Raw genomic sequence first — 25565 nt, forward strand, 5'->3', positions numbered from 1 at the left:
GCGCTCTCACGCCAGCAAATCCTTATGGGGCGACGCTGTCTGGGCAATCGAGCGTCGACCGGCCGCTCCTACAGAAGCCTCTGTAGCCGCTGCCGCAGGCTGCGAACCTGAGAAGCAGGCGGGCTTGCGAGGCCGCTCAGAGGGCCAACTGTTCGGCCTGATGGATGTTCTGCATGAAGCGCGCGGCCGGCAGCGGATGGCCGAGGAAATAACCTTGCAGCGAATCGCAGCCCAGCTGGGTCAGGAAGCTTTGCTGCACATCGGTTTCCACGCCTTCGGCGACGATGCGCAGGCCCAGGGCCTGGCCCAGGGCGACGATGGCCGAGACGATTGCCGCGTCGTCGCTGTCGTGTTCCAGGTCGCGGACAAAACCGCGGTCGATCTTCAATTCGTTGGCCGGCAGGCGCTTGAGGTACATCAGGCTCGAATAACCAGTGCCGAAGTCGTCGATCGACAGGTCCACGCCCATGTCCGCCAGTTGTTTGAGCACGGTCATGCTGGCATCGGCATCGCTCATGGCCGTGGTCTCGGTGATCTCCAGGGTCAGGCTGTTGGCCGGCAGGTGGTGGCGGCTCAACGCCCTGGCCACGCTGTCGACCAGCCCGGCATGGCAGAACTGCAGCGCCGAGATGTTCACCGCGATCCGCCAGCCTTCGTAGCCTTCGCTGTACCACTCGCGCATCTGCCGGCAGGCCTCGTTGAGCACCCACTCGCCGATGGGGATGATCAGCCCGGTCTTTTCCGCCAGGTCGATGAACTTGTCCGGCAGCAGCAGGCCCAGTTGCGGGTGTTCCCAGCGCAGCAAGGCTTCGGCGCCCACCGGCAAGCCGTTGGCGGCGTCGAACTTGGGCTGGTAATACAGCCTGAACTCGCCGTGCTCGACGGCATGGCGCAGGTCCTGCAACAGTTGCAGTTGCCGGCGCGCGTCGCTGTTCATCGAGGCGTCGAAGAAGCTGTAGCCGTTCTTGCCGGTGCCCTTGGCGTGGTACATCGCCGCATCGGCATTCATCAGCAGTTCCTGGGGCGTCAGGCCGTTGCCCGGGTACACCGCGATGCCGACGCTGGCGGAGATCTGCAACTCATGCTCGGCCACCCGGAACACCTGGCCGATCAGCCCCACCTGGCGCGCGGCCAGGCGCAAGGCATCGTCCGCCTCGTTCAGTTGCACCAGCAGCACGAACTCGTCGCCGCCGATCCGCGCCAGGGTGTCCTGGCTGCGCAGGTCTTCGCGCAGGCGCACCGCCACCTCTCGCAGCAACTGGTCGCCCATGTGATGGCCAAAGGCATCGTTGACCGGCTTGAAGCCGTCCAGGTCGATGAACATCAGGGCAAAACAGCCGCCCTGCTCCGTCACCCGCTGCATCGCCTGGTCGATCCGGTCGGCCAGCAGCGTGCGGTTCGGCAGGCCAGTCAGGGTGTCGTGCAGCGCCAGTTGGGTCAGCTCGCGGTTGGCCACGGTCAGCGATTCGGCCAGTACCGCGGTGCGCGCTTCCAGACGGGCGTCGAGTACCGAGGTCAGCAAGGCAATGACCAGCACCGCCAGGGTGGTGATCAGCACCAGGTTGTCCAGGCCCTTGCCGCTCAGGCCGTCCACCGCCGCGCCACAGAAACTGCCATCGGCGAAACGCGCCGCGGCCATGCCGGTGTAGTGCATGCCGACAATGGCGATGCCCATCACCACCGCGGCCCCACAGCGGGCCAGGCGTACATAAGGGGTATTGCGGCGCAGGCGAAAGGCGATCCACAGCGCCGCGGCCGAGGCGCCGACGGCAATCAGCAGCGAGGCGCCGAACAGGCTCGGGTCGTAGTCGATGCCCGGCTGCATGCGCATCGCCGCCATGCCGGTGTAATGCATGGCGCTGATCCCGGCGCCCATGACCAGCGCGCCGAAGGCCAGCTGCCACAGCGGCAGGCTCTGCTGGCTCACCAGCCACAGGGCGAAACCGCAGGACAGCACGGAAATCAGCAGCGACAGCGCGGTGATGCCGGTGTCGTAGCCCAGGTCGATGGGCAGGCTGAAGGCGAGCATGCCGATAAAGTGCATCGACCACACCCCGATGCCCATGGCCAGGGCGCCGCCGGCCATCCACAGCAACGCCGCTCGACCACGCGTGGTGGCGATGCGACCGGTCAGGTCGAGCGCGGTGTAAGAGGCGAGAATCGCCACAAACAGGGAAATCAGAACCAGGGCGGGAGAGTAGGTACCGGTGAGCATGAACGTCTCGTGGCGTGAGCCGGAAGCTTCCATGCCCGGCGGTAAAAAGGCGCAATTGTACTGATTGCGTGCAGAAACACACTCACAATGTAAGCAAAAAGCCATCAGTCGGACGAAAGTAGCCGGCTGATAAAACAAATCGGTGACAGCGACCCGGCTCCTGACAACGCCAGGCTCGCCGCTATCGATGTAGCCGCTGGCGCAGCCTGCGCGCGACCGCGTAGCGGTCGTGAAACCAGGCAGCGCATTTATCCAGGCAGGCCGTGGTTTCAGGAGCTGCGGTCGCTACGTCGGAGTGCCGCCCAAACCGTTCGCAGCCTCGCGGACTCGGCAGCGGCTACAAGGGTCAGGCAGCGGTCGTAAACCCGGGCGGATCACGGATTCAGCCTGTTACTCCTTGCTGGCCTGCAGCTGGCCGTCCCAGCCGCCGCCGAGGGCGGCGATCAGTTGCACGCTGGTGACCAGCCGGCTTTGCAGCAGGCTCAGCACGCTGCGCTCGTTACTCAACGCGGTGGCCTGCACCACCACCACGTCCAGGTAGGCGATCACCCCGGCCTTGTACTGGTTCTCGGTCAGGCGCAGCGACTCGCGCGCCGAATCCAGGGCCTGCTGGCGCACCGCGGCCTCGTCTTCCAGGACCTTGAGCTGCACCAGGTAGTTCTCCACCTCGCGGAAGCCGTCGAGCACGGTCTGGCGGTACTTGGCCACGGTCTGGTCGTAGGCCGCCTCGGTGCGGTCGACTTCCGCCGAGCGCTGGCCGCCGTCGAACAGAGTCATGGCCAGTTTCGGCCCCACCGACCAGAAGCGGTTCGGCAGGCTGATCCAGTCGGCGTAGGTACTGCTGCTGTAGCCGCCGGCCAGGCTCAGGGTCAGGTCCGGGTAATAGGCGGCCTTGGCCACGCCGATATTGGCGTTGGCAGCGATCACCGAACGCTCGGCCGAAGCGATGTCCGGGCGCCGCTCCAGCAGTTGCGACGGCAGGCTCAGGGGCACCTGGGGCAAGGCCGGGATGTCCTGGGTCTCGGCCAGGCTGAACTCGGCCGGCGGCAGGCCGATCAATACCGCAATGGCGTTTTCCAGCTGGGCGCGTTGCCAGATCAGGTCGATCAGGTCGGCCTGGGTGGTTTTCAGCTGGGTTTGCGCCTGGGCCACCGCGTCCTTGCCGGAGACGCCGGCGCGGTACTGGTTCTCGGTCATGGTCAGCGAACGCTGGTAAGCCGCCACCGTGGCTTCGAGCAGGCGCTTCTGCTGGTCCATGACCCGCAGTTGCAGGTAGTTCTGCACCAGTTCCGACTGCTGGCTCAGGCGCATCGCCGCGAGGTCGGCGAAGCTGGCTTCGGCGCTGGCTTCGTTGGCTTCCAGGCCACGACGCAGCTTGCCCCAGACATCGGCCTCCCAGCTCACCCCGAGCTGGGTGTTGTAGGTGTCGCGAATGCCGCTGGAGGAGCTGCTCAGGGCCGAACTGCTGCTGCCGGTGCCCTGGCTGGCGCGGGTTTTGCCGGCGCTCAGGTCGACCGTGGGGAACAGCGAGCCACGGGCGCTGCGCACCAGGGCCTGGGCCTGGCGGTACTGGGCCTCGGACTGCGCCACGGTCTGGTTGGCGCTGTTGAGCTTGTCGATCAGGCCGTTGAGCTGTTGGTCGCCATACAGTTCCCACCAGGCGCCACGGGCCAGGGAATCGCTGGGACTGGCCTGGCGCCAGCCTGCTGCTTCCTTGTATTGCGCAGGCTCGGCGACGGTCGGGCGCTGATAGTCCGGGCCAATGGCGCAGGCGCTGAGCAGCGCCAGGCTCAAGCTCAGGCTCAACAGCCGCGAACCGCGGGCCAGGGCCAGGCGCTGAGGAAGGTTGCGGGGCGAGCAGTCAGTCATAGCGGCGTTTCCAGAGCGGCATCGGTACGGACCCCACGCCAGTGGTTGAATTTATGGCGCAGGCGATCGAGATAGAGGTAGACCACCGGGGTGGTGTAGAGGGTCAGGATCTGGCTGAAGACCAGGCCGCCGATAATGGTCAGGCCCAGGGGCTGGCGCATTTCCGCGCCTTCGGCGCTGCCGAGCAGCAACGGCAAGGCGCCGAGGATCGCCGCCAGGGTGGTCATCAAAATCGGCCGCAGGCGCAGCAGGCAGGCGCTGCGGATCGACTCCAGCGGGCCCAGGCCCTGGTGGCGCTCCAGCTGCAACGCCAGGTCGATCATCAGGATGGCGTTTTTCTTCACCACGCCGATCAGCAGGAACAGCCCCAGCAGCGAGATCAGGCTGAACTGGCTGCCCAGCACATAGATCGACAGCAAGGCGCCGACCCCGGCCGACGGCAGCGTGGACAGGATGGTCAACGGGTGAATGTAGCTTTCATAGAGCACGCCCAGCACCAGGTACACCGCCAGCAGCGCGCCAAGGATCATGAACGGCTGGCTCTTCTGGGTCGCGGCGAAGGCGTCGGCGGTGCCGGCCATCTTGACGATCACGTCTTCGGGCATGCCGACCTTGGCGAGCGCCCGCTCGATGGCCGCCGTGCCCTGCTCCACCGTCACCCCTTCGGCCATGTCGAAGGAAATGCTTTCCGAGGCGAACTGGCCTTCGTGGCTGACCCGGTCGTCTTCCAGGCTGTTCTCGTAATGGGCGATGGTCGACAGCGGCACCCGTGCACCGTCGGCGGTGATCACCTGCACCTGGTTGAGGGTGATCGGGTCCTGGGCGTATTTCGGGTTGACCTCCATCACCACCTGGTACTGGTTGAGGCTGTCGTAGATGGTGGAAATCTGCCGCTGGCTGTAGGCGTTGTTGAGCACCGCGGTGACCATGTTCATGTCGATCCCCAGGCGCTTGGCCTGGTCGCGGTCGACCACCAGGGTCACCTGCTGGGCACCCTGCCCCTCGCGGGCGTCGATGGCGGTCAGCTCCGGCAAGGCACGCAGCGCGGTAACCACCTTCGGGTACCACTCGCGCAATGCCCCCAGGTCGCCGCTCTGGATGATGTAGGAATACTGCGAGGTGGTCTGTTCGCGACCGCCGCCGAACTGCAGGTCCTGGTCGGCCATCAGCATCAGCTGGGCGCCGGGCACCTTGGGCATTTCCTTGCGCAGGCGCTCGATGACCTTCTGCGCGGAAATGTTGCGCTCCTTGATCGGCTTGAGGCGCACCAGCATGAAGGCGTTGTTGGTGCCGTTGTTGCCGCCGATGAAGCCGGCCACGCTCTCCACCGCCGGGTCCTTGAGCACCTCGCGGCGGAAGATTTCCATCTTCGGCTGCATCACGGTGAACGACAGGCCGTCGTCGCCCCGCACGAAACCGATCAGCTGGCCGGTGTCCTGCTGCGGCATGAAGGTCTTGGGCACCACCACGTACAGCGCAATGTTGACGCCGATGGTCACGAACAGGCTGAGCAGGGTCAGGCGCTTGTGGCGCAGCACCCAGTCCAGGCTGCTGGCGTATTTCGCCACCATCCAGTCGTTGCCGCGCTGGCTCCAGCGCTGCAGGCCGTTCTCCTGGCCCGGCACATGGGGCTTGAGCCAGCGGGCGCAAAGCATCGGGGTCAGGGTCAGGGACACCACCAGGGACACGATGATCGCCGCCGCCAGGGTGATGGAAAACTCGCGGAACAGGCTCTCGATGATCCCGCCCATGAACAGGATCGACAGGAACACCGCCACCAGCGAGACGTTCATCGACAACAGGGTGAAGCCGACTTCCTTGGCTCCCAGGTAGGCGGCCTTCATCGGCGCGATGCCTTCGTCGATGTGCCGGGAAATGTTCTCCAGCACCACGATGGCGTCGTCCACCACCAGCCCGGTGGCGAGAATCAGCGCCATCAGCGACAGGTTGTTCAGGGAAAAACCGTACAGGTACATCACCGCGAAGGTGCCCACCAGCGACACCGGCACCGCCAGGGTCGGGATCAGCGAGGCGCGCAGATTGCCGAGGAACAGGTAGACCACCAGGATCACCAGGGCCACGGCGATCAGCAGGGTCATCTCGGCTTCATGCAGGGTGGCCTTGATCACCGGCGAGCGGTCCATCGCCAGGTTGAGCTTGACGCTGGCCGGCAACACCGCCTGCAACGCCGGCAACTGCGCCTTGATCTCATTGACCGTCTCGATGATGTTGGCCCCGGCCTGGCGGTTGATCACCAGCAGCACCGCCGCGTCGTCGTTGAAGAAGCCACTGTTGTAGCGGTCCTCGACGCCGTCGCTGACCTTGGCCACGTCTTTCAGGCGCAGGGCCGCGCCGTCCTTGTAGTGAATGATCAGCGGCTCGTAGTCCTTGGCCTTCTCCAGCTGGTCGTTGGCCTGCACCTGCCACATCTGCTCGCTGTTCTCCACCGAGCCCTTGGGCCGGCGCACGTTGGCTTCGGCGATGGTCTTGCGCACATCGTCGAGGGCCACGCCGTACTGGTTGAGCAACTGCGGCTCGAGCTCGATGCGCACCGCCGGCAGCGAACTGCCGCCGATCTGCACCTCGCCGACACCGGACACCTGGGACAGGCTCTGGGACAGGATGGTCGAGGCCAGGTCGTACAGCTGGCCCTTCTCCAGCACATCGGAGGTCAGCGACAGCACCATGATCGGCGCCTGGGACGGGTTGACCTTCTTGTAGGTGGGCATGCTGCGCATGCCGCTGGGCAGCAGGTTGCGCGAGGCGTTGATCGCCGCCTGCACTTCCCGCGCCGCGCCGTTGATGTCGCGGTCCAGGTCGAACTGCAGGATGACCCGGGTCGAACCCTGGCTGGAGCGGCTGCTCATGGTGTTGACCCCGGCGATCGCGCCGAAGGAACGCTCCAGGGGCGTGGCCACGGTGGATGCCATCACCTCGGGGCTGGCCCCCGGCAAGCTGGCCTGGACCACGATCACCGGGAAGTCCATCTGCGGCAGCGGCGACACCGGCAGCAGGCCGAAGCTGACGCCACCCAATAACATAATCGCCAGGCTCAAGAGCATCGTCGCCACAGGACGGCGAATAAAGGGTCCGGACAGGTTCATGGGCGGCAGCTCCAAGCTTCAAGCTGCAAGCTGCAAGAGAAAAGCAGGGATCGCGCAGGCTTTGACTTGCGGCTTGAAGCTTGAAACTTGTAGCTCGCCGTCATACCACCACCTCTTTCGAGTCAGGCTTGCCAAAGCGGCGTCCCAACCGATCGAAATACAGGTAAATAACAGGCGTGGTAAACAGCGTGAGGATCTGGCTCAGCAACAGGCCGCCGACCATCACCAGGCCCAGAGGCTGGCGCAGTTCGGCGCCGGAGCCGGTGGCCAGCATCAGCGGCACGGCGCCGAACAGCGCGGCCAGGGTGGTCATCAGGATCGGTCGGAAACGCAGGAGCGCCGCCTGGTAGATCGCCTGCTCCGGGGCCATGCCCTGGTTGCGTTCGGCGTCGAGGGCGAAGTCGATCATCATGATCGCGTTCTTCTTGACGATGCCGATCAGCAGGATGATGCCGATGATCGCGATCATGCCCAGGTCGTTGCCGCTGAGGATCAGCGCCAGCAAGGCCCCCACCGCCGCCGACGGCAACGTGGAGAGAATGGTGATCGGGTGGATGTAGCTCTCGTAGAGCACCCCCAGCACGATGTACATGGTCACCACCGCCGCCAGGATCAGCAGCAAGGTGCTCGACAGCGAGGCCTGGAACGCCTGGGCCGCGCCCTGGAACTGGGTCTGCACGCCGACCGGCATGCCGATGTCCCGCTGCACCTGCTCGATGATGTCCACCGCCTGCCCCAGGGCCACGCCGGGCGCCAGGTTGAACGACATCATCACCGCCGGGAACTGGCCGATATGGGCGATGGCCAGTTGCGCCTGGCGCTCTTCGACCCGGGCCAGGCTCGACAGCCGCACCTGGCCGCCGTCGATGGTCTTCACATGGATCTGTTCCAGCGCCTGCGGGCCGATGCTTTCCCCGGCCTGGGCCTGCAATACCACGCGGTATTGGCTGGCCTGGGTGTAGATGGTGGAAATCTGCCGCTGGCCGAAGGCGTCGTACAGCGCGTCGGTGATGTTCGACACCGAGACGCCGATGCGCGAAGCGGCGTCGCGGTCGATCACCAGGTACACCTGCAAACCCTTGTCCTGCAGGTCGCTGGCGACGTCGGTGAGTTCCGGCCGGTGGGCCAGGGCATCCACCAGGCGCCCGCTCCACAAGGCCAGCAGGTCGGCATCCGGCGACGACAGGCTGAACTGGTACTGGGTACGGCTGACCCGGTCCTCGATGGTCAGGTCCTGCACCGGCTGCATGAACAGGCGGATGCCCACCAACTGGTCGACCTGCGGCTGGATCCGCGCAATCACTTCGGCGGCGCTGAGGTCGCGTTCGCGGTGCGGCTTGAGGTTGATCAGCAGCCGGCCGCTGTTGAGGGTGGCGTTGTCGCCGTCGACCCCGATATAGGACGACAGGCTTTCCACCGCCGGGTCGGCCAGGATGATTTTCGCCAGGTCCTGCTGGCGCTGGCTCATGGCGGCGAAGGACACCGACTGCGGCGCTTCGGAAATGCCCTGGATCACCCCGGTGTCCTGTACCGGGAAGAAGCCCTTGGGCACCACCATATACAGGAACACGGTCAACGCCAGGGTGCCGACGGCCACCAGCAGGGTCAGCGGCTGATGCTTGAGCACCCATTGCAGCCAGCGACCGTAGCTGGCGATCAACCAGTCGATCCAGGCGCCGCTGGCGCGGTAGAACCGTCCCTGTTCTTCTTCCTTGGGCTCACGCTTGAGCAGGCGCGCGCACATCATCGGCGTCAGGGTCAGGGACACCACCAGGGAAATCAGGATCGCCACCGCCAGGGTGATGGCGAACTCGCGGAACAGCCGCCCGACCACGTCGGCCATGAACAGCAGCGGAATCAGTACGGCGATCAGCGACAGGGTCAGCGACACCAGGGTGAAGCCGATCTGCTTGGCGCCCTTGAGTGCGGCCTGCATCGGGCTGTCGCCCTCCTCGATGAAGCGCGAGATGTTCTCCAGCATCACGATGGCGTCGTCGACCACGAAGCCGGTGGCGATGGTCAGGGCCATCAGGGTCAGGTTGTTGACCGAGAAACCCGCCAGGTACATCACGCCGAAGGTGCCGATCAGCGACAATGGCACGGCAATCGACGGGATCACCGTGGCGCTGGCCCGGCGCAGGAACAGGAAGGTCACCATCACCACCAGGGCGATGGCGATCAGCAGTTCGTGCTGCACGTCGGTGACCGAGGCGCGGATGGTCTGGGTGCGGTCGGTGAGCACGGTGACGTCGAGGCCCGCCGGCAGGTTGTCGGTGATGCTCGGCAGCAGCGCCTTGATCCGGTCCACCACCTCGATCACGTTGGCCCCGGGCTGGCGCTGGATATTGAGCAGCACCGCCTGGTTTTCATTGGCCCAGGCCGCCAGACGTTCGTTCTCGGCGCCACCGACGATCTGCGCGACGTCCTTCAAGCGCAGCGGCGCGCCATTCTTGTAGGCCAGGATCAGCTCGGCGTAATCCTTGGGCGAAGTCAGCTGGTCGTTGGCGTCGAGCATCGACACCCGGGTCGGGCCGTCGAAGTTGCCCTTGGGCTGGTTGACGTTGGAGGCGCCGATCAGGCTGCGCACGTCCGCCAGGTTGAGGCCGTTGGCCGCCAGGGCCTCCGGGTTGACCTTGATCCGCACCGCCTGGCGCTGGCCGCCGGCGATGCTGACCATGCCGACGCCGCTGATCTGCGCGATCTTCTGCGCCATGCGGGTATCGACCAGGTCGTTGAGCTTGGGCAGCAGCATGGTCTTGGAGGTGATGGCCAGGGTCAGCACCGGGGTGTCCGCCGGGTTGACCTTGTTGTACACCGGCGGCGCCGGCAGATCCGTGGGCAGCAGGTTGGTCGCGGCATTGATCGCCGCCTGCACCTGCTGCTCGGCGACATCCATATTGATGTCGAGGTTGAAACGCAGGGTCAGCACCGAGGCGCCGCCGGAACTGGTGGAGGCCATCTGGGTCAGGCCGGGCATCTGGCCGAACTGGCGTTCCAGGGGCGCGGTGACCGCGCTGGTCATCACGTCGGGACTGGCGCCGGGGTACAGGGTCATCACCCGGATGGTCGGGTAATCGACCTGAGGCAACGCCGAGACCGGCAGCAGGCGATAGGCGATCAGGCCGGCCAGGACAATGGCCAGCATGCTCAGGGTGGTGGCTACCGGACGGAGGATGAACAGCCGCGAGAGGTTCATGCGCCGACCTTGCTCGCCGGGGCGTCAGCGGCCGGGGCCGTGGCAGGCGTAGTCGCCGAACTGGCCGGCTTGCCCTGCAGGTGCTGGGTCGGGGTGGTTGGCACTTCCTCGGTGGTGTTCACCACCTCCACTTCGCTGCCGTCTTTCAGGCGGTCGGTGCCTTCCAGCACCACGCGATCGCCGGCTTCCAGGCCGGCCTTGATCACGGTGGAGTCGCCGTTGCTGTCGCCGACCTGCAACTGGCGGATCTTGACCTTGTTGTCGCCGTCCAGGGCGTAGACGAAGGTGCCGTTGGTGCCGAACTGGACCGCCGCCGACGGCGCCAGCACCACGTTTTTCAGGGTGTCGGCGAGCACGCGCACGTTGACGAACTGGTTGGGGAACAGCACCTGGTCGCGGTTCTCGTAGCGCGCCTTGAACTTCAGGGTGCCGGTGGTGGTGTCGATCTGGTTGTCGAGGCTTTGCAGCACGCCGCTGGCCTGCAGTGTCTGGTCGCCGCGGTCCCAGGCCTCCACCGGCAGCCTGGCGCCGCTGCGATAACGCTCCAGCACCCTGCTCAGGTTGTTCTCCGGCAGGGTAAAGGCAACGCTGATCGGCTGGGTCTGGGTGATGATCGCCAGCGCGGTGGTGTCATTGGCCGCCACCAGGTTGCCGACGTCCAGCTGACGCAGGCCGACGCGGCCGGTGATCGGCGCGCGGATCCTGGTGAATTCGAGATTGAGCTTGGCGTCGTTGACCGCCGCCTGGTTGGTCTTGACCGTGCCCTGGTACTGGCCGACCAGCGCCGCGGCGGTGTCCAGGGTCTGCTTGGCGATACTGTCCTGGGCGTACAGGCCGCGATAACGCTCGTAGTCGACCTGGGCGTTCTTCAGCTGGGCCTGGTTCTGCAACAGCGTGCCTTCGGCCTGGAGCAAGGCGTTCTGGTAAGGCCGCGGATCGATTTCCGCCAGCAGGTCGCCGGCCTTGACCATCTGCCCTTCCTCGAAGGCCACCTTGACCAGCTCACCGGCCACCCGGCTGCGCACATTGATGGTGTTCAGCGCGGTGACGGTGCCCAGCGCCTTGTAATACAGCGGGAAGTCCCCGCGCGTGGCCGGTGCCACCCGCACCGGGATCGGCCCGCTCGCGCCACCGAACCCTGGCCGCATCGACCCGCTGCGCCCGGTGTGTCCGACGGCAGCCTTTTGCCCGGCGGCATCCTTGTGGGTGGTCGAGGCCGGCCAGAATTTCCAGCACAGGCCGACGATGGCCAACAGGACAAGCAGGCCGAGCAGCCAGCGACGGGAGTTGCGGGAAACGGAGGATTGCATGGAATGATCAACCATTGGGCGCGAGGGGATCTTTTTCAGAAGGCTGAAAGATAAGCACTGGCCGGTGTTTAGCAAAGCGCCTTTACCGGCAATTTACCTTGGGCTTACGTTTGCAAGTGTCTGCTAAGCCACTGAAGCACAAATAAAAACGGCCTGGACAGGGCCAGGCCGTGAATAATTGTAAAACCTGTTACTTCAGAACGGCCAAGGCCGCGTCGTAGTTAGGTTCTTCAGCGATTTCCTTGACCAGCTCGCTGTGCAGCACGGTGTCGTTCTCGTCCAGCACCACCACCGCGCGGGCGGTCAGGCCGGCCAGCGGGCCGTCGGCAATGGCCACGCCGTAGTTTTCGATGAACTCGCGGCCACGCAGGGTCGACAGGTTCTGCACGTTTTCCAGGCCTTCGGCGCCGCAGAAACGGGCCTGGGCGAACGGCAGGTCAGCCGAGATGCACAGCACCACGGTGTTGTTCAGGTCGTTGGCCTGGGCGTTGAACTTGCGCACGGAGGTGGCGCAGGTCGGGGTATCGACGCTTGGGAAGATGTTCAGCACTTTGCGCTTGCCGGCAAAGCTGCTCAGGGTGATGTCGGCCAGGCCGGCGCCCACCAGGGAGAACGCTGGCGCCTTGGAGCCGGCTTGTGGCAGTTGGCCGTTGACTTGAACCGGGTTGCCTTTAAGGGTGACTTGAGCCATGAACGGAGTCCTTTTAAACGATTGTCATTGAACAGCTGTAAAGAACATCGAGAGGCCGGAAGTTAAACATGAAACGCTCCGGCTACCTATGCCCGGGATACAAATTGTCGCCCTTTTGCGCCCTTGAGTGGATACAGGACGCGAGGCTGTCGCCATCCAGCCCGCAGGCTCGAAGCGACAGTCGTCAACCCGGCCAGCGCGCTGACCTCACGTATAACCAGCGTCCATGTCGCCGGTATGACACCCCCACATCCCGTGCCGAAAGCTGAACTGGCGCCCGGCACTGAGCCGCAGGCTGTCGATACCCACACCTTTCACAGGGCTGATGCGCCCGGGAAAGATCTTCGGGAAGTTGGCGCCGTCAAGGCAGAAATCCAGCGCCTGGGCCGGGCTGAGACCGGCGATAAAAGTCGTGCGTCCGACCACAGGCATGCCAGCAAAGCTCCTTGAGAGCATCAATAATATGTAATTAATAACGTCACAAATATTCTATAACTATATGTTTTTATTGAATTTGTTACTCTTGATAAATCACATTAACTTAACCATTCAAAAAACATGGAAATCATCACCATTCACATGAACATCCAGGCAGGCCTTGAAGCTCCGCTGCCATTCGATCCAGGAGCCCGTCACCCTGCTGCGGACGGAAAAAACCTGCCATGGACAATGCCGTCGGCAGGCCTTGTGCCCTCGCCTCGCCAGAGAAACCTGTGCTTTTGATTGACTGCCGGAGCTGCTCGTTGACGGGGCCAGGCACCCGCCCTGACCCCGACGCAGTGGGCAAAAAAATGCTCGGGAGATACCCCGACCCCAACTACTTTTTCAGTTTCTTGAAGGACTGGTGCAGGTCTGAGGCCCAGCCGTCGATGACGTTTTTCACGTCCGCAGGCTGCATGACCTGGGTGTCGTTCTGCAGCGGCTTGCCGCTGCCCTTGCGCACCACCTGGGCGATCACCTTGTTGTTGCCGCCGTCGATGAACTGCGCCTCGGTACCCAGGGTGGTCTCCTGGTCGCGGATTCCGCTGGCCGTGCTCACCGCCGCCGCCACCAGGGCGATGGGAATGATTTCGTAGGGTTTCAGGCCTTCGGTCTTGCTGCTCACGGCGGTGATCGCCGCGCGCACCACAATCACGCCTGGCCCCGGTGCGCTGGCCAGCGGCATGGCCTGGCCGATCTCGCGCTTGAGCGCCTCGTCGTAATAGCGGTTGATACCGTACAAGGTGTTCTGCGGGATCTTCACCGTCGGCTGCGGCTTGGGATAGAACTGGGTGGGCTCGATATAGACGCTGCTGTACTGCTTCAGGTCCAGCTTGGGATCGACCCAGCGCATCACTTCTACGCCCGACGGCGACTTGGCCTCCTTGAGCTGGCTGTAGTCGCCGAGAAAACCGGAATACTCGTCGGGCTGGGTGACGTTGCTGGAACAGCCCACCAACCCGAGGGTGGCCAGGCACAGCGTGCTCATCATTGATGCGAGCTTCATGGGGTAACTCCTGTCAGAAATCCGGAAGCGCTACTGGTTTGAGGAAATTTAGGTATAGCCAATAGCGGGCATATCAGCACAGCAAAAGCGGATTAATCGCCAAAGCAGGCCAGAGAATTCTTGTCGGATCGGACAGATACAGGTGCGGCGTCAAAGCCGCACCTTGCCCAGGCCCGTTACCAGCCCGTCCGTTACCAAGTCGTTCCGCGCCTTGCCGCCGCCTCGCGCCGAGCGTCGATGCGCATGGCCTTGAGCAGGGAAAAGGTCCCGGCCAGGACGATCACGGCGCCAAACACGAAGTCGATGCCGTACAACTGGTAGTCCTGCAGCGGCCCGACCAGGAATACCCGGACCGCCGCCACACCCAGCAGCGTGGCGAGAAAGTCGATGGTCGGCTCGTCGCGGTACAGCACCATCAGCAGCGGCAGGCACAGCACCAGCAACAACAGCAGCACGATGATCTTGAACGAGCCTTTACGCTCGATGCTGAAGGCGCACTCGCTGGCACCATAGGCCGGATAGTCGCCGGGCTGGACCAGGCTGTTCTGCTCGGCGATGTAGTCCGCCGGGTTGTACATCCGGGTCGGGGTGAAGGTATTGGACAGGTTCATCTGCGTGGTGATGCGCTTGAACGGCAGGTCGACCTGCTCGTTGCCCTTGAGGATGTACAGCACCGGCTTGTAGCCGTAACGGTAGACCTCGAAGGGAAACCGGCTGGACTCGCCGATCACCCGGATCGGCCGGCTTTCCAGGTCTGCGTAGGCGTTCTTGTGCGGCGAATTGAAGTTGCGGTTCAAGGGCTTGACCTTGACCTCTTCAAAGAACAGCGGCGGCAGGCTGTAGGTGGACTGCAACGGCTCCAGGCGCAATTTCAGCGGATAGCGGCCCAGTTCGTAGCGGTTGTAGGTGCGTTCGGAAACGTTGACCTCTCCCGATACCCTGAACTCGCCCTGGGTGCTGTTGGTGACCCTGAGCAGCAGATAGTCGCGCTTGAAGGAATGCGGCGAATCCGCGGCGGGGCCGCACCAGCCGTAGCTGTCGAGGGGGTCGCCGAGGCGCCCGCTGCGGGCATCCTGGTACACATAGAAATAGCCGACCCACAGGGTCAGGACCAGCAACAACGAAAACAACCCGAGTATCTTTTTAGCAACGCTCACAGCCGCGACTCTCTTCCATGGATGGCCCATGCCAGGCACGCCTGCGACTGATCGCCGGACGCCGATCCCTGGCTCCTTCATAAGGGGTGGGACTCTACCAAAGTGCCATCAGCGACCCAAGGACAAATGCCCCTGGCGGCCAGACAATGGCCGTTGCCTGCCCTGTTCACGGGCGACGGTGAGCATCGATGGAAGCGCCGGCCGGTGCCGGCGCCCCTCTTCAGCGCCTCCGGAACAGCGGCCGCGGCTCGATCGCCGAGCGCCCGTAAAGCACACTCATGCCCGCCAGCCCCTTGAGGGCGTCGTCGGCGCATTTGTCTTCGCGGATGGCAAAGCTGTCGAAACCGCATTGGCGCATATGGCTGAGCTGGTCGCGCAGCACATCGCCCACCGCCCGCAGTTCGCCCATCCAGCCCAGGCGGGTGCGCAGCAGGTAGGCCTGGCTGTAGGCGCGGCCGTCACGGAAGCTGGGAAAATCCAGGGCGATCAGCGGGATCAGCTTGAGCCAGGGCCTGAGGCTTTCCACCTCATCGTCCGGGCCGAGCCAGACCCCGTCCCGCGCCGGCTCGTGCTCGATGCGGCGGATCAGCCAGCGGGCCAGTGGCAAGATCAGCGGCCCCTCGGGCAGCGGGCCGTCCACCTCGCGCACCAGGTTCCAGGGATCGTCCTCGACCCGCCCGGCCTGGCCATCCTGCAAGCGCAACAGATTGTTCATGGTTTTAGTCTCTCGCTCACGGCTGTAATTCCTCGCTCACGGCTGTGCTTTCTGTTGCCCGGTCGCAGTGCTGGCTCATGGCTGTGCCTCCAGCACTTTCGGATAGACCCGCTCCTTGAACGGCTCCAGGCCGATGCGTTGCACGGTATCGACGAACAGCTCCTCGCTTTCCCGGTAACGCACGAAGGTGGCGATGATGCGTTCGATCACCCCGGGCACTTCCTCGGCGCTGAACGACGGGCCTATGACCTTGCCCAGCGCGCTGTGCTTGCCCTGGGCGCCGCCGAGGGTGATCTGGTACCACTCGCTGCCGTTCTTATCGACGCCGAGGATGCCGATATTGCCGATGTGGTGATGGCCGCAGGCGTTCATGCAGCCGGAGATGTTCAGGCTGATGTCACCCAGGTCGTGCAGGTAATCCAGATCATCGAAGCGCGCCTGGATCGCCTGGGCGATGGGGATCGACTTGGCGTTGGCCAGGGCGCAGAAGTCGCCGCCGGGACAGGCGATGATGTCGGTCAGCAAGCCGACGTTGGCGCAGCCCAGGCCCTGCTCGCTCGCTAGCCGCCACAGTTCATGCAGCGCGGCCTTGGGCACGTCCGGCAGGACGATGTTCTGTTCGTGGGCGATACGGATCTCGCCAAAGCCGAAGGCCTCGGACCACTCGGCCACCGCCTCCATCTGCGCCGCCGTCACGTCTCCGGGCGGCGAGGTGCTGCCGGGTTTGGTCGACAGCACCACGCTGGCGTAGCCCGGCACCTTGTGCGGCTTGACGTTGTGCGCCACCCAGCGTTCGAAAGCCGGCTCCTCGGCCAGGCGGCTGCCGTAGTCGAGATCGGTGGCTGGCTGGCGCTCGTAGAGCGGCGGGATAAAGGCACTGGCGACCCGCTGGTATTCGGCCTCGGTCAACTGCGCCGGGCCGTCCTTGAGGTGCTGCCACTCCTCCTCCACTTCCTTGGCGAAGGCCTCGATGCCCAGGGCCTTGACCAGGATCTTGATCCGCGCCTTGTACTTGTTGTCGCGCCGGCCGTGGCGGTTATAGACCCGCAGCACCGCCTCGACATAGGACAGCAGGTGCTGCCACGGCAGGCCGTCGCGGATCTGCTGGCTGAGGATCGGCGTGCGCCCCAGGCCGCCGCCGACCATCACCCGCAGCAGCATCTGCCCGCGCCAGTCGCGGTACAGGTACAGGCCGATGTCATGCATCATGATCGCCGCCCGGTCCTCGCGGGCCGAGCAGATGGCGATCTTGAACTTGCGCGGCAGGAACAGGAATTCCGGGTTGATGGTCGACCACTGGCGCAGGATCTCCGCCAGGGGCCGCGGGTCCATCAGCTCGTCGGCGGCCACCCCGGCGAAGGCTTCGGTGGTGATGTTGCGCACGCAGTTGCCGGAGGTCTGGATTGCGTGCATCTCGACACCGGCCAGGCGTTCGAGGATGTCCGGCACCTGGGCCAGCTCGATCCAGTTGAACTGCATGTTCTGCCGGGTGGTGAAGTGGCCGTAGCCGCGATCGTAGTCGCGGGCGATGCTGGCCAGGGTGCGCATCTGCCGCGCACTGAGGGTGCCGTAAGGGATGGCCACCCGCAGCATGTAGGCGTGTTTCTGCATGTACAGGCCGTTCTGCAGGCGCAGCGGCAGGAACTCTTCTTCGCTCAGCTCGCCAGCCATGAAGCGTTCGACCTGATCGCGAAACTGCGCCACCCGTTCAAAGACCAGGGCCCGGTCGTACTCGTCATAGTGATACATGTCACGGCCTCATCAGTACTGACCCCGATCCCGCCCCTGGCGCTGAAGCCGCTGTAATCCTGTAGCCGCTGCCGAGCGCGTAGCGTTCGCAATCCGGACGATGCGGTCTGGCTGATAGAACACATGTGTCGGTCTTTGCGGCTGCTTTGCAGCCGATCGCAGCCTCGCTGCGCTCGGCAGCGGCTACAGGGCTACAGAGCCACGGTGGTTATGGCATTCCAGGGGTGATCCGGGGTTTTTGGTGTGGCGGTGACTATGCCCTTACGGCTCAGAGCGTTACAGATTCAGGTAAAAACTAAAAAACCGTATCAGCCGGCCCCGGACCTGCACCGGCAGGCGGGCAAATCTGATCCGTATTAATGGTTTTTTTCTGAGCCTGTTTTGTTTCGCCGCTGCTTTCTACAGTGCATGGCATGCCAGGCCGGGTGGCCTGGCAAGCCTTTGCAACCGTGGAAGCATTGACCATGAGCACAGCAACAATGGAACCGGCCTACAACTACAAGGTGGTGCGCCAATTCGTCATCGCCACCGTGGCCTGGGGCGTGATCGGCATGGCCATGGGGGTGTGGATCGCCTCCCAGCTGGTATGGCCGCAAATGAACCTCGACCTGCCCTGGACCAGCTTCGGCCGCCTGCGCCCGCTGCACACCAGCCTGGTGATCTTCGGCTTCGCCGGCAGCGCCCAGTTCGCCGCCAGTTACTACGCGGTGCAGCGCACCTGCCAGGTGCGGCTGTATTCCGACAAGCTCGCCGCCTTCACTTTCTGGGGCTGGCAGTCGGTGATCCTGATCATGCTGGTCACCCTGCCGCTGGGCTACACCACCACCAAGGAATACGCGGAAATCGAATTCTCCGGCGCGGTGTGGATGGCCGTGGTCTGGGTGGTCTACGGCATCGTGTTCTTCACCACCGTGGTGCAGCGCAAGACCAAGCACATCTACGTCGGCAACTGGTTCTTCGGCGCCTTTATCCTGGTGATCGCCATGCTGCACGTGGTCAATCACCTGTCGATCCCGGTGGACTGGTTCAAGTCCTACCCGGTGTACTCCGGCGCCACCGACGCCATGGTCCAGTGGTGGTACGGCCACAACGCCGTGGGCTTCTTCCTCACCACCGGTTTCCTGGGGATGATGTATTACTTCGTGCCCAAGCAGGTCGGGCGCCCGGTGTATTCCTATCGCCTGTCCATCGTGCACTTCTGGGCGCTGATCACCCTGTACATCTGGGCCGGCCCGCACCACCTGCACTACACCGCCCTGCCGGACTGGGCGCAATCGCTGGGCATGGCCATGTCGCTGATCCTCCTGGCACCGAGCTGGGGCGGCATGATCAACGGCATGATGACCCTCTCGGGCGCCTGGCATAAATTGCGCACCGACCCGATCCTGCGCTTCCTGGTGCTGTCCCTGGCCTTCTACGGCATGTCGACCTTCGAGGGGCCGATGATGGCGATCAAGACGGTCAACGCCCTGTCCCACTACACCGACTGGACCATCGGCCACGTCCACGCCGGCGCCCTGGGCTGGGTGGCGATGATCACCTTCGGCGCCATCTACCACATGGTGCCCAAGGTCTTCGGCCGTGAGCAGATGCACAGCATCCCGCTGATCAACCTGCACTTCTGGCTCGCCACCATCGGCACCGTGCTCTACATCGCCTCGATGTGGGTCAACGGCATCACCCAGGGCCTGATGTGGCGCGCGGTCAACGACGACGGCACCCTCACCTACTCCTTCGTCGAAGCCCTGCAGGCCAGCCACCCGGGTTTCATCGTGCGCTTCGCCGGGGGCGTGTTCTTCCTCAGCGGCATGCTGCTGATGGCCTACAACACCTGGCGCACCGTGCGCGTGGCCGACCCGCGCCTGGCCCTCAGCGACGCCCAGATCGCCTGATCGCCCAAGAGCCCGACGCGGGCCACACCCGGCCCGCGTCGTTCATCCCTCTCCTGCAGCACAGCGAGCCCTCCGATGATCGAATTCGCCCTTGACCTGCTCGGCGTGACCTTTCTCTACCTCAGCATCGGCTACTGTCTACGTCATCAATCGGCCAAGAGCCTCGACGACGCCAGCCTGATCCCCTTCGCCGACGACCCGGACGTGGCGCGCCGGGTGGAACTGGCCACCGGCAAGAAGATCGAGGCCGTGGCGCCGGAACCGACCGAAGCCCGGCCGGGCTGGGGCAATGTAGAGATCTGACCCCGCCTCGCAGCCTGACCGCCGCTGTAACTGCAACGGAGCCCGATTGGCCAACGGCGGGTGTTTCGCTTAGTCTTCGCCGCTGAACAAACACGGACGTTTCTAGAATGAGCGGAAAACCAGCAGCGCGGGTAACCGACCCGACTTCCTGCCCGATGCCGGGCCACGGCACCAACCCCATCGTCAGCGGCTCCCCCGATGTTCTTTTCGACGGCCTGGCCGCGGCCCGGCACAACGACCAGAGCGCCTGCGGTGCGGCGATCGTCGGTGGGGTGTCGGCAACCGTCTTCATCAATGGCCGCAATGCCGCGGTACAGAGCAGTACCGGTGACCATGGCAGCATTATCGTCGGTGGTTCGGGCAGTGTGATCATTGGCGACACCGTTACAGCGGCCCCCGTCAGCGCGGTATCGGCGATGCCGAACACAGCTGCCGTCGTGGCCGCCCTGCTGCCTCCCGCGCCTTCTGCCCCGCAGGCCGCAGCGCTGACTGGCGCACCAGCTGTAGCAGCGCTGGCCCCGACCATCCCGGCCGCCGTCAGCAATCCGCTGGTGGCAGCAGCAAAAATTCTCGACGACTTTCAGGCAGCACCGATAAAAGAGCGGGTCTTCAACGATCCGGCGAACCCCATTGGCACCCCGCGAGATCCGTTCGAGAAGAGCAAGATTCACGAGCAGATCGAGGCTCGTCTAGCCAAGGCGCAGGGTGGCAGCCTGAAACGCTTTCATCCGATCAGCGCCTACCCCGACCAGAAAGAGACCAGCCTCTGCGGTCCGGCCACCTTCTTCTATGCCTTGTTGATGGATCGCCCCGATCTGTACGCAAAAGCCATCACCGAGCTCTGGGAAACCGGTGAAACGACCATCGGGCAGTTGCACATCAAGCCGAGCCACGGCGCCTGCAATCCAAAAAACTTCAGTCACGGTGCAGAAGGTGACCGCATCTGGGCTATCGACTGGATCACCCTGGCCAGCTTGCGTGACAGTGAAAACATATTGTTCGCCTATGACGAACCAGATGACATGTTCTCTGGGATCACCCTGCCCGCGGGGCTCAGAAAATGGTTCAAGCAAGCAGGAGCCGAGATCCTTTTCGACAACACCCAGTTCTCGTCCCATATAAACCAGAATCAGTTGAGCGAACTGTTCCAGTACATTCGCCCCGGTACTCATGTCGCGACCCTTATCGGCGCGGGGATGCTGGCAGCCAATGCAGGGCAAATGAAAAACCACTGGGTTACCTGGGAGCAACCGGCAAAAACCTTATCCGGCCCCATCACCCCGGCCACTGCACCGAGTGACACCATCAGTTCCTCGAGGATCTTTTCCTGGGGTGAGTTGTTGCATCAGATCCCAGCGGGATCGACCCTGCAGACCATTCTCAAATACATATACGGCGGCCTTGTGTTCAGCAAGATCCCTTGAACGGCTCCCAGGAAACTCCCATGAAGCGCGCACTGATTTCCGCTATTGCTCTTTCACTCATGCTCAGCGGTTGTGGGCTGGGATTTGTTCCCGGCTGCTATACCCGTCCGGATCTCACAATGCAGCCAGAGACACTGCCCAGTGCCGTCGCCGGCCAGCCGTTCAGCGTCAAGCTGGAGGTGGTGGGCGCCGATACGCCGCTGACCGGTTTTTATATCCACCCCGACTACCCGTTGCCCGAGGGGTTGGAGCTGAGTTACCAGAAAAGAACCCATTACGCGCTGATCACTGGCAAACCGCTGACGCCGGGCACCTATACCATCAACGCGTATGCCAGTAGCTACGGGACTCAATGCCCAGGGCAGAAAGCGCAGAGGATCTATCAACTCAAGGTGCTGCCAGCTCCGCAGCCCTGATCCCTGACCTCACCCACGCTCCCGGGGAATCAGCACCTGCAGCTGCGACGCCAGGAAGTTGCCGTCGAAGGTAAAGACGTCGGGTTCCTTCAGGCCATTGGCCTTGCGCCATTGCCAGCTGCCGTCGGGCAGGCCCACCAGGGACACGCTGCCGTAACGCGCGGCGGTCAGGCCCATCACCGCCAGGGAAATCTGCCCGGCGGCGCCCATCACATCGGGCACGAACTCCACCGGTTTGCCGGCGATGACGATGGTCAGTTTCTCGGTCTTGAAGGTCGAGGTTTCCACCGGGACGCTGGGGCTGAAGGCCACGTAGGGTTCGCGAGTCAAGGCCAGCAGGTCCGGCATCAGCACTGGCGCCAGCCACTGCTGGATATGGTCGAACAGCTCAGTGATACGGTTCGTCCAGACCACCGACTGGCTTTCGAACAGCTGTTTCTTGTGGGCTTCGCTTTCGGCGTAGCGGCGAAGCATCTCGCCCAGTTGCTGTACGTCGTCCATGTTCATGCCTCTTCGAGGAACCGCGATTGCGGAACTCGATCATGGCAGATGCACGCCCGCGTCGTATGACTAAAAGTCGAACCCTGGCGGCACGGCTGCCGAACGGTGAACGCGCGCTCGCCCTCAGCCTCGTCCGCCGCGGAGGGCGCGGTACTGGCTGGGGGTCAGGCCGAGGATCTTGCGAAAGGCGCTGCCCATATGGGACTGGTGGGCGAAGCCGGTTTCCAGGGCGATGGCGGCGAGCGACAGGTCGCTGTGCTCGATCAGCCGGCGCGCCGCCTGGACCCGCACTTCGACCAGCCAGGCATGGGGCGTCATGCCGATGGCGCGAGTGAAGTCGCGCAGGAACCGCAGTTCGTTGCGCCCGCTGCAGGCCGCCAGTTCAGAGAGTGACAGGGGCTCGGCGAACTGCTGGTCGATCAGCGTCAGCACCCGGCTGAACTCGGTGCGCCTGACAGCTTTGGTCGGTGGTTTGTCGAGGACGGCCAGGCCGGCGAACTGCAAAGCGCATTGTTCCAGGGCCAACTGATCCTGGTTGGGGTCCAGCAACAGCCGCCGCGCCTGCCGTCCCAGCGCCAGGGCCTTTGCATGTCCTGGCAGTTGCAGGCGCCGCGAACCGCTGGCGATATCCAGGCCCTGTGGTTCGGCCAGCCAGCGCAGCAGCAGGTATTCACCGCCGTGGGGCGACTCGGAAAACACCTCGACCCCGGCCGGGGTCAAGGCCAGGGTTCCCGGCCAGCTGTCGAAATCCTCGCGCCGGTCGCTGCCGATGGCATGCACGCCCCGCTGGCGCTCCAGGCTCACGCCGAGGCTTTGCCACTGCAACGGATCGCGCGCACTGTAGGCCGCGCGCGGCAGCAATTGCAGGTCGAGCGTGCCGCCCAACAGTTCGCGACGCGGCAACTCGTAACCCTGGGCCTTGTCGCTCAGTGCGCCGGGCATATGAAATTTCTTGATAGATCGCGGGGCTGTGCCACGGGACACTCTCGGCATTCAGGTTGGTCAGCAACAGGAGCTGTGTATGCGCACCATCGGCCTTATCGGCGGCATGAGCTGGGAGTCCAGCGCCGAGTATTACCGCCTTATCAACCAGCAGGTACGGGACCGTCTCGGCCCGCTGCGTTCGGCGCGGCTGCTAATGTACAGCGTCGACTTCGGGCCTGTCGAACAGGCCCAGCACGCCGGGCGCTGGGACCTCGCGGCAGAGATCCTGGTGGATGCGGCGCGCCGCCTGGAGGCCGGTGGCGCCGAGTGCGTGGTGCTCTGTACCAACACCATGCACAAGGTCGCCGAGCAGATTCAGGCCGTGCTGTCGGTGCCCTTCCTGCACATCGCCGACCCGACCGCCGAAGCCGCGCTCGAGGCTGGAACCCTCAGCGTGGGCCTGCTGGGCACGGCCTTCACCATGGAACAGGATTTTCTCAAGCAGCGCCTGGTCGATCGCGGCCTCAAGGTGCTGGTGCCGGACGCAGTGGACCGCCAGGCCGTGCACCGGATCATCTACGACGAGTTGTGCGTGGGCGTCATCAGCGACAGCTCGCGCCAGCGCTACCAGCAAGTGATCCGGGCCCTGATGGAGCGCGGCGCCCAGGCCATCATCCTCGGCTGCACCGAGATCGGCCTGCTGCTCAAACCGGAACACAGCCCCCTGCCGCTGCTGGACACCACCGTGCTGCATGCGCGGGCAGCGGTGGCGTTTGCCTTGGATAGAGGGGCGTAGCGCCAGATCGTGGATCATTGGCCGCCGCAAACCTGGCGAATCAGGCCTGGGGCGTGCGGCGCAGGCGCGCCATGCTCAGGACGTCGACGTACTGGCCGTCGCGCACCGCGTAATCACGCAGCAGACCTTCGCGCTCGAAGCCGAACTTGCGGTACAGGCCCAGGGCGGCTTCGTTGTCGGCGAACACCGTCAGTTCTACCCGATGCAGGTTCATCCAGTTGTCCGCCACGTCCAGCACCGCCGCCAACAAGCGGCTGCCGACGCCCTGGCCCTGCCATTCCACCGCCACGCCCATGCCGACACCGCCGCAGTGGGCGCGGCGGATACGCGAGTACTGCTCGATGCTGCAACTGCCGATCACCGCGCCCTGGTGCAGCGCCACCAGCGATACCAGCCGTTCGTTGTTCGGCGCCAGGCGATTACGCCAGACCTCGGAAGGTTGAAACGGCATTTGCAGGGTCTGACAGGCGACCGCAGGGTCGTTGTACAGCGCGGTGATACCCTGCACATGGGCTTCGCTGAAACGTTCGATGACGATGGTGGGGGTCTCGGCGGGCATAAAGTCTTCCTTGGTTTATGCAGTAGGGCTGTCGAGTGTAGAGCGCCAGTGGCACGGGTGGCGAGAGGGAGCGTGTTGCAGGCGCCTTCTCCGGTACAACCGCCCTCCTGCAGGAGCCAGCTTGCTGGCGATTAGGCCAGTAGGTCTTGCGCCGTCCTTGAGATTGTTTCGCGAGCAAGCTTCGCTCCTACAGAAGCAGGGCGAAGCAGCAGCGTGCCGGCGGCTATTCAAACCATTCGCTGCGCTCATTGAAGGTGTGCAGGATCAGCTCCACCAGCATCCGCACCTCGGCGTCGTGCTCCACTTCGGCATTCACCGCCATCCATACCTGACGCGGCATGGCCTCGTCGAACAGCCCGGGCAGTGCTGTCAGGCCGCGGTCGAAGCGGCTCATGTAATGGGGCAGCAGGCCGATGCAGGCGCTGCAGCGAATCATCTCCAGCATCAGCGCGTAGGAATGCACCTGCACTACCCCCGCCAGGCGCTGCTCCACCAACTGGTTCCACGGTCGCAGCGGCTCGACCTGGCGGTCCTGCTGCCACTGCACCAGCATGTAGTCGGCCAGGTCGTCGAGGCTGTCGGGGCGCGCGGCGACCCGCGAGTAACGCTTGGCGATATGCGGCAGGTAGTCCAGGCGCACCAGCGGCTGCGGCGGACTGGTGACGAAACTCGGCCCCGGTGCCGGCGAATCCACCCCGCCCAGCCACACCACCACGTCGGCGCTGAGGGCCCGCAGCGACAGCTCGCTGTCGATGGAGATGATCTCCAGGCGCACGCTGGCGTTGCGCCGCAACAGGGAAATCAGGTCGCGACCGAGGATGTCATGCAGGATCGACTCGGCCACCGCCAGGCGCAGCAGCGGCTGCTCGAGCACCGGCAGCGTGCGTTCGTGAGCCAGGGCGATCAGTTGCGCCTTGAGTTGCTGGCCTTCGCGGCTGAGGCTCAGGGCGCTGCCCTGGAAGCTGAACAAGGAGCGACGCAACTGTGCCTCCAGGTGCGCCAGCTGTTTGCGCAGCAGCGTCGACTTGATGTTCAGGCTGCGCGCCGCCTGCATGAAGCAGCCGCAACGGGCGGTGACCAGGAAATACTGGGCCAGCTCCGGCTCGATTCCGGCGGCCAGGGCCAGCCAGGCTTCCCGGGGTTCGGCCGGAGCGATGTAGGGTGTGATGCCCGAGATCGGGGCGGGTTCCAGAAAGGACATGGGTGACTCCCTGTCGTGTGGGTGATGGCATCCATTGCACGTTGTTCATAGCGGGTC

The 25565-nt window shown here is 64.2% G+C and carries 19 protein-coding genes and 1 pseudogene; 5 read left to right on the forward strand and 15 right to left on the reverse strand.

Annotated elements, in window-relative coordinates:
• Window positions 1-136: 136 nt before the first annotated feature.
• The 11 genes from J4D28_RS25515 to J4D28_RS25565 form a co-directional block, all read right to left on the reverse strand.
• The gene (locus J4D28_RS25515; RefSeq protein WP_009048806.1) at window positions 137-2215 is read right to left on the reverse strand and encodes a bifunctional diguanylate cyclase/phosphodiesterase; all 2079 of its coding nucleotides are present in this window, start codon (window positions 2213-2215) and stop codon (window positions 137-139) included.
• Window positions 2216-2605: 390 nt separating this feature from the next.
• Entirely contained in the window at window positions 2606-4084 is a 1479-nt protein-coding gene (locus J4D28_RS25520; protein ID WP_103331638.1) for an efflux transporter outer membrane subunit, read from the reverse strand.
• The gene (locus J4D28_RS25525; protein WP_038632158.1) at window positions 4081-7188 is read right to left on the reverse strand and encodes an efflux RND transporter permease subunit; all 3108 of its coding nucleotides are present in this window, start codon (window positions 7186-7188) and stop codon (window positions 4081-4083) included. Before J4D28_RS25525 ends, J4D28_RS25520 begins: the two co-directional genes overlap by 4 nt.
• 100 nt (window positions 7189-7288) lie before the next feature.
• Window positions 7289-10384 carry an MdtB/MuxB family multidrug efflux RND transporter permease subunit gene (locus tag J4D28_RS25530; RefSeq protein ID WP_028682420.1) on the reverse strand — a complete coding sequence of 1032 codons (3096 nt, stop codon included), beginning with the start codon at window positions 10382-10384 and terminating at the stop codon, window positions 7289-7291.
• Complete coding sequence (locus tag J4D28_RS25535; RefSeq protein WP_009048802.1) at window positions 10381-11709, reverse strand: MdtA/MuxA family multidrug efflux RND transporter periplasmic adaptor subunit; 1329 nt, start codon at window positions 11707-11709, stop codon at window positions 10381-10383. The genes J4D28_RS25530 and J4D28_RS25535 overlap by 4 nt, the downstream gene beginning before the upstream one ends.
• A gap of 175 nt (window positions 11710-11884) precedes the next feature.
• The gene (tpx, locus tag J4D28_RS25540; RefSeq protein ID WP_009048801.1) at window positions 11885-12385 is read right to left on the reverse strand and encodes a thiol peroxidase; all 501 of its coding nucleotides are present in this window, start codon (window positions 12383-12385) and stop codon (window positions 11885-11887) included.
• A gap of 207 nt (window positions 12386-12592) precedes the next feature.
• Complete coding sequence (locus J4D28_RS25545; RefSeq protein ID WP_235184585.1) at window positions 12593-12817, reverse strand: hypothetical protein; 225 nt, start codon at window positions 12815-12817, stop codon at window positions 12593-12595.
• A gap of 385 nt (window positions 12818-13202) precedes the next feature.
• On the reverse strand, window positions 13203-13871 hold the full coding sequence (locus J4D28_RS25550; protein WP_009048799.1) for a DUF3313 domain-containing protein: 669 nt from the start codon (window positions 13869-13871) through the stop codon (window positions 13203-13205).
• A 191-nt stretch (window positions 13872-14062) separates the two neighbouring features.
• Window positions 14063-15028: a hypothetical protein gene (locus tag J4D28_RS25555; protein WP_103331639.1), complete on the reverse strand. Its 966-nt coding sequence runs from the start codon at window positions 15026-15028 to the stop codon at window positions 14063-14065.
• A gap of 220 nt (window positions 15029-15248) precedes the next feature.
• Complete coding sequence (locus J4D28_RS25560; protein ID WP_041984101.1) at window positions 15249-15743, reverse strand: DUF934 domain-containing protein; 495 nt, start codon at window positions 15741-15743, stop codon at window positions 15249-15251.
• Between the two features lie 75 nt (window positions 15744-15818).
• Window positions 15819-17492 carry a nitrite/sulfite reductase gene (locus J4D28_RS25565; RefSeq protein ID WP_016704730.1) on the reverse strand — a complete coding sequence of 558 codons (1674 nt, stop codon included), beginning with the start codon at window positions 17490-17492 and terminating at the stop codon, window positions 15819-15821.
• A gap of 464 nt (window positions 17493-17956) precedes the next feature.
• Between J4D28_RS25565 and ccoN the strand changes: the two genes are divergently transcribed.
• The 4 genes and pseudogenes from ccoN (at window position 17957) to J4D28_RS25585 (ending at window position 21527) form a co-directional block, all read left to right on the forward strand.
• The gene (gene ccoN / locus J4D28_RS25570; RefSeq protein WP_009048795.1) at window positions 17957-19384 is read left to right on the forward strand and encodes a cytochrome-c oxidase, cbb3-type subunit I; all 1428 of its coding nucleotides are present in this window, start codon (window positions 17957-17959) and stop codon (window positions 19382-19384) included.
• Between the two features lie 75 nt (window positions 19385-19459).
• Complete coding sequence (locus J4D28_RS25575) at window positions 19460-19687, forward strand: CcoQ/FixQ family Cbb3-type cytochrome c oxidase assembly chaperone (protein ID WP_103331640.1); 228 nt, start codon at window positions 19460-19462, stop codon at window positions 19685-19687.
• Between the two features lie 107 nt (window positions 19688-19794).
• A pseudogene (locus J4D28_RS30510) lies at window positions 19795-20109 on the forward strand (PAAR domain-containing protein); the annotation flags it as partial.
• A 1022-nt stretch (window positions 20110-21131) separates the two neighbouring features.
• Window positions 21132-21527: a hypothetical protein gene (locus J4D28_RS25585; RefSeq protein WP_016704727.1), complete on the forward strand. Its 396-nt coding sequence runs from the start codon at window positions 21132-21134 to the stop codon at window positions 21525-21527.
• Between the two features lie 9 nt (window positions 21528-21536).
• Here the strand turns inward: J4D28_RS25585 and J4D28_RS25590 are convergent, their stop codons facing one another.
• On the reverse strand, window positions 21537-22028 hold the full coding sequence (locus tag J4D28_RS25590; protein WP_028682424.1) for a hypothetical protein: 492 nt from the start codon (window positions 22026-22028) through the stop codon (window positions 21537-21539).
• Between the two features lie 123 nt (window positions 22029-22151).
• Window positions 22152-22970 (reverse strand): helix-turn-helix domain-containing protein, encoded by an 819-nt coding sequence (locus J4D28_RS25595; protein WP_028682425.1) that lies wholly within the window; start codon window positions 22968-22970, stop codon window positions 22152-22154.
• A gap of 79 nt (window positions 22971-23049) precedes the next feature.
• On the opposite strand from J4D28_RS25595, the gene J4D28_RS25600 reads away from it, so the two are divergent.
• On the forward strand, window positions 23050-23748 hold the full coding sequence (locus J4D28_RS25600) for an aspartate/glutamate racemase family protein (RefSeq protein ID WP_028682426.1): 699 nt from the start codon (window positions 23050-23052) through the stop codon (window positions 23746-23748).
• Window positions 23749-23788: 40 nt separating this feature from the next.
• Here J4D28_RS25600 and J4D28_RS25605 read toward each other — a convergent pair whose 3' ends face one another.
• Window positions 23789-24307: a GNAT family N-acetyltransferase gene (locus tag J4D28_RS25605; RefSeq protein WP_016704724.1), complete on the reverse strand. Its 519-nt coding sequence runs from the start codon at window positions 24305-24307 to the stop codon at window positions 23789-23791.
• 223 nt (window positions 24308-24530) lie between these two features.
• The gene (locus J4D28_RS25610) at window positions 24531-25508 is read right to left on the reverse strand and encodes a LysR family transcriptional regulator (RefSeq protein ID WP_009048787.1); all 978 of its coding nucleotides are present in this window, start codon (window positions 25506-25508) and stop codon (window positions 24531-24533) included.
• Window positions 25509-25565 lie beyond the last annotated feature (57 nt).

It is taken from the genome of Pseudomonas sp. GW531-T4 (assembly GCF_017349615.1).
Classification (GTDB): Bacteria; Pseudomonadota; Gammaproteobacteria; order Pseudomonadales; family Pseudomonadaceae; genus Aquipseudomonas; species Aquipseudomonas chlororaphis_I.